The sequence below is a fragment of the Arthrobacter sp. genome (assembly GCF_031988865.1).
GTDB lineage: Bacteria > Actinomycetota > Actinomycetes > Actinomycetales > Micrococcaceae > Arthrobacter_B.
Map to the genome: position 1 here is coordinate 22224 of NZ_DALZXY010000004.1, position 5427 is coordinate 27650.

Here is a 5427-nt window from a genome sequence, read left to right on the forward strand (position 1 = left end):
CCCAGCCCCCTGATCCTGGTGGTGGTTCTGGGCCTTGTCTCCGGGATCGATGTCCGGTGTCTCCTGCAGCCGTGCCACGAGGTCCTGCCACGTGGCTTCGTCCGTGGAGTCGTTGCGGTCCGGTTCGCGGTCACTCATGCCGGAGCACCTGCGCCCACCCGTTGGATGAAGTCATGGGAGCGTTCAAAGATCAACGGCGCGTCGTGGTCCATCGTCGCCACATGGTAGCTGTTCTCCAGGGGGACAACTTCGAGTTCGGTGCTGCCCACCATTTTCCGGATCAGGTCCATGCTCGACTCCGGAACCACCGGATCCACCGTGGAACGGAAGGCGATGACAGGTGCGGTTACCTGCGGCAGGAGCGCTGCGGTGTCTTTGAAGAGCTTCAGGAGTTCGGCGACGGCGCCGACGGGAGTGCGGTCATACGCCACTTCATCCTGGCCCGGGAGCCGGATGTTGTTCCCGATGGCCGGCACTGAGGGCAGCACGTACTTCAGCAGCCGCGAGTACCGGGCCCGCGGGTCGGCAACGGTCAGCCCGGGATTAACGACGGCGATGCCGGCCACGGGACGCAGGGCCGCCAGCCGGAGCGCCAGCGCCCCGCCCATCGACAGGCCGGCAACCACCACGCGGTCGGTGCGCTCAGCGAGTTCGGAGTACGCGTCGTCATAGCCCCGGTACCAGTGCTGCCACGGCGTGCGGGCCAGCTCCTGCCAAGTAGTACCGTGTCCCGGCAGCAGGGGAAGGCTGACCGTGTACCCGGCGTCCGCCAGGTAGCGCGCCCAATCCAGCATGCTCACGGTGGAACCCGTGAAACCATGGCTCAGCAGTACGCCGGTGGTGGCATTCGGGCCATTTCCGGCACTTGAAAACGGAGCAGGGCGCCCAGGGGAAGTCATATGACTATGGTTGCATTCGGACGCGGATTTTCCACCCCGCAGGAAACAAAGTTCCTTGTAGAGGCCGCGGCAGAAATCCTACGCTGCGCCTGCGGCCCTTACAGTAGTACCTAGGGGAACCAAACGGGCTCCCAAAAGTGTTTGTCCGGACGGGAGAGCTGGCCGCGTGTTCTATTGGGTGATGAAGACGATTTTCATCGGACCGGTGGTGAATCTCCTGTTCCGGCCGTGGGTTAAAGGCATGGACAATGTGCCCGCCACGGGGCCGGCGATCCTCGTCAGCAACCATCTCTCCTTCTCCGACTCAATCTTCCTGCCCCTGGCAGTTCCACGGCCGGTGAGTTTCCTGGCCAAGTCTGAGTACTTCACCGGCAGCGGTCTTAAAGGCCGGCTGACGGCCGCATTCTTCCGGATGACGAACCAGCTTCCGATTGACCGGTCCGGCGGAGCGGCGTCGGAAGCGGCCCTGCGCGCCGGAGTGAAGGTGCTCGAAGGCGGAAACCTGCTTGGCATCTACCCCGAGGGCACCCGCAGCCCGGACGGCCGGTTGTATAGGGGCAAAACAGGTGTCGCGAAGATGGCACTGCAGACCGGGGTTCCGGTGATCCCGGTGGCCATGATCGGCACTGACAAGGTGCAGCCCATTGGGCGCCGCATCCCCAACATCCGCCGCATCGGGATCATTGTCGGCGAGCCGCTGGACTTCTCCCGCTATGCCGGCCTTGAGAACGACCGCTTTGTGCAGCGTTCCGTCACTGACGAGATCATGTATGAACTAATGCGGCTCTCCGGACAGGAATACGTCGACGTTTATGCGGGCACCGTCAAGGACAAGATGGCGGCCGCCCGAAAAGCCTCCAAGGCAGCCGAAGCGCGCAGCGCCGCCGTCCGGCTCCCGAACCCGGAACAGCCTGAACCCGGCGTCGGACCCGCTGCCGGGCGCCGCAAGGACCATAAGGAGCCGGGCGAAGTCACCGTCATCGGTGCACCCGAACCAGCCAAACCGGCCGGCACGGACGGCACACAGGATGCCGGCGGCCAGCAGGAGTCCCCGCACAGCGCCTAGCCGTTACCCTGCTCCCAGCTGCGTAACAGGACACATTTGATCGCTCCGCTCCCCGCCTGCCAGTAAGATTTAAGGCGTGAGCCAAACACCCGCAGACCTCGACCCCAGTTTCCCTCCGGCGTCCGGCGCCGCAGTCTATCCCGGACTTGATGAGTGGCGGTCCCTGCCGATTTCGCAGCAACCAAGCTGGCACGACGATCCGGGCTACGCCGCCGCCGTCGCCGAGCTCTCCATGGTTCCGCCGCTGGTCTTCGCCGGGGAAGTGGATATTCTCCGCGACCGGCTGGCCCAGGCCGCCCAGGGCAAGGCCTTCCTGCTTCAGGGCGGGGACTGTGCGGAGACCTTTGAGGCTGCGACGGCAGACAAGATCAGCGCCCGGGTCAGGACCATCCTGCAGATGTCCGTCGTCCTCACCTATGGCGCGTCGCTGCCGGTCATCAAGATGGGCCGGATGGCCGGACAATTCGCCAAGCCGCGTTCCTCCAATGACGAAACGCGGGGCGGGACCACCCTTCCGGCCTACCGCGGCGACATGGTGAACGGCTTCGACTTCACCCCCGAATCCCGCCGTCATGACCCGGCCCGAATGGTCCGGGCCTACCACACCTCGGCATCCACCCTGAACCTGATCCGCGCCTTCACGCAGGGCGGTTTCGCTGACCTTCGCCTGGTCCACCACTGGAACCGGGGCTTCACAGCCAACCCGGCACACTCGCGCTACGAGTCCCTGGCCCGGGACATTGACCGCGCGGTGCGCTTTATGGACGTCTGCGGCGCGGACTTCGAAGCCCTGAAACGGGTGGAGTTCTTCGCCAGCCACGAGGCGCTGCTGCTGGACTACGAGCGGGCGCTGACGCGGATCGATTCGCGCACGGGCCAGCCGTACGACACGTCTGCGCATTTCCTCTGGATCGGGGAGCGCACCCGGGACCTGGACGCGGCCCACGTGGACTTCCTCTCCCGCGTCCGGAACCCGATCGGCGTAAAGCTCGGTCCGAACAGCACCCCCGAAGACGCCCTCGCCCTGATCGAGAAGCTGGACCCGAACCGCGAACCCGGGCGGCTTACCTTTATTACCCGGATGGGCGCACAGAATATCCGGGAGAAGCTGCCTACCCTGGTGGAGAAGGTGACGGCGTCGGGTGCACAGGTCCTCTGGGTCACCGATCCGATGCACGGCAACACCGTGACCTCACCCAACGGGTACAAGACCCGCAACTTCGACGACGTGATGGACGAAGTCCGCGGTTTCTTCGAGGTGCACAATGCCCTGGGCACCTTCCCCGGAGGCCTTCACGTGGAAATGACCGGCGACGACGTCTCCGAGTGCCTCGGCGGCGCGGATCCGGTGGACCAGGAAGCCTTCGTCGAGGGATATGAGTCAGTCTGCGATCCGCGCCTGAACCACATGCAGTCCCTGGAAATGGCGTTCCTGGTAGCCGGGGCGCTGGCCGAAAAGGGCTAGCCGCTCCGGCCCCTGCCGCCGGCTAGACGACGGTCAGGGTGATGACCGAGCCTTCGGGCGCGGACCCGCCCGAGGGATCCTGGGCGCGCACGGTTCCGAAGAACCCGCCCAGGATCTCATTGACCTGGACCCGGAAACCCAGGTCTTCCAGTTCCTTCCGGGCAGTATCCACCTGCTTGCCCGTGTAGCTGGGAACCTGGATCATCCGCGGTCCGTCCGAAATGGTCAGCGTGACCGTTCCGCCGCGCTCCAGCAGCCCGGAGGCAGGGGACTGAGTCAGGACCGCGCCCTGGGGAACATCGGTGCTGTTGACGCGGTCGGGAGCAACAACAGCCTTGAGGCCGGCGGCTTCGAGTGCCTTGGTGGCCTCATCCTCCGACCGGCCTGCCACCGACGGCACCTCCACCGGTGCCGGCCCCTTGGATACTGTCAGGTCCACCGGGGTGCCGCGCCGCAGCTCGGCGTCGGCAGCCGGGACCTGGGCAATAACCTGCCCGGCAGGCACTGACTCGTTGAATTCCTCAACGACGCTGCCGACGGTTAATCCGGCGTCGGTGAGCTCTTCTCCTGCCGAATCCACGGACCGCTGAATGACGTTGGGGACACTGAAGAGTTCCGGCCCCTTGGACACGAGCAGCGTTACGGGCTGGAAGCGGCGGACCTGCTGCGGCGCGGCCGGATCCGTACCCACAGCCAGGCCGGCGGCTATGACTTCGTCATAGACCTCGTTCGTGGTGTAGCGCAGCCCCTGTTCGCCTAGCAGGGCAGAAGCCGCCGTGACAGGGGTATTGGAAACTTGGGGGATAGACACCAGTGCGCCCGGACCCGCTCCGAAGAACCAGCCGGTGAAGGCCGCCGCTGCGACCACGAGGGCCAGCAGTAGCGCCAGAAGCAAACCACGCCGCCGCGGACGGCCGGAGCGCAGGGATACTTCGGGACGCTGGGCATCCTTACTGGACTGCTTTTGCTGCGCCTTGAAATCCCTGCGGGCCTGGCGCCGCCCGGCCCGGGTGGAGACCGCAGGATAGCCATCGTCGTCGTCCGCGTCTTCTGCGTCCTCATAATCCGGCTCGTCGTAGTCCGGTTCATCATCGCGCGGCGGAAGGCCGGGAAGCACTGTTGTGGCATTGTCAGCACGCTGCAGTACTTCGGTGGCGTGCGGCTCGGTGCGGCCAATCACTTCGGTGGCACCGTCGGGCGCCGGGGGACGGACCACCGTGGTGCGGGCGGTCTGGCTGTCCGGCTGCGCCGGGGGAGTGCCGGGGGCGTGGAAGTCCAGCTGGTCATCGGTGAGGGACGTGCGGATGTGGCGCAGTTCGCCCAGCAGGGCCCGGCCGTCCACGGGGCGGTCCTCGGGGTCCTGCGCGGTGCACCACTGCACCAGCTCATCGAGATCCTGGGCCAGGCCGGGGCAGGCTTCGGACGGGGCAGGAACAGTGGAATGCACATGCGCGAAGGCGACCTGGATCGGCACCTCGCCGGTGAAGGGCTGGGCGCCGGTGAGCATCTCGTAGAGCATGATGCCGGCCGAGTAGATGTCGCTGCGCTCATCCGCCCCGGAGCCGGTGACCAATTCCGGTGCCAGATAGGCGACCGTGCCGACCAGGGTTCCCGTATTGGTGCTGGTGGTCACGGCCCGCGCAAGTCCGAAGTCAGCGATCTTTATAGCTCCGCTGCTGCCCAGGAGGACGTTTTCGGGTTTTACGTCGCGGTGCACCAGGCCGGCTTCGTGGGCGGCCGCGAGGCCGTCCACCACAGCGTCCATCATGGCGAGGGCAAGGCGCGGCGTGAGCAGGGTTCGTTCATTCAGGACATCGCGCAGGGTGTGCCCGGGCACATACTCCATCACGAGGTAGGCCAGCGATTCCTCGACGCCTTGGTCCAGGACGCCGACGACGTGCGGGTGGGACAACCGGGCAGCGGTCTTGGCTTCGCGCTCGAACCGGTGCAGGAAGCCCCTGTCGGCGGCCAGATGGGGGTACAGCACCTTGAGGGCC

4 protein-coding genes are annotated in these 5427 nt (G+C 65.9%); 2 read left to right on the forward strand and 2 right to left on the reverse strand.

The genetic code is table 11. The features are described from left to right. Positions 1-134 precede the first annotated feature (134 nt). Positions 135-899 (reverse strand): alpha/beta fold hydrolase, encoded by a 765-nt coding sequence (locus RTN46_RS01425; protein WP_312178644.1) that lies wholly within the window; start codon positions 897-899, stop codon positions 135-137. A 166-nt stretch (positions 900-1065) separates the two neighbouring features. Here RTN46_RS01425 and RTN46_RS01430 point away from each other — a divergent pair, with 166 nt between their 5' ends. Together RTN46_RS01430 and RTN46_RS01435 are read left to right on the forward strand one after the other, a co-directional pair. After that, positions 1066-1965: a lysophospholipid acyltransferase family protein gene (locus RTN46_RS01430; protein WP_312178645.1), complete on the forward strand. Its 900-nt coding sequence runs from the start codon at positions 1066-1068 to the stop codon at positions 1963-1965. Between the two features lie 76 nt (positions 1966-2041). Further along, a complete protein-coding gene (locus RTN46_RS01435; RefSeq protein ID WP_312178646.1) occupies positions 2042-3430 on the forward strand; it encodes a class II 3-deoxy-7-phosphoheptulonate synthase in 1389 nt (462 codons plus the stop codon). A gap of 22 nt (positions 3431-3452) precedes the next feature. On the opposite strand, the gene pknB is transcribed toward RTN46_RS01435, so the two are convergent. Further along, positions 3453-5427 (reverse strand): Stk1 family PASTA domain-containing Ser/Thr kinase (pknB, locus tag RTN46_RS01440; RefSeq protein ID WP_312178647.1); only part of this gene is annotated, 1975 nt, incomplete at its 5' end.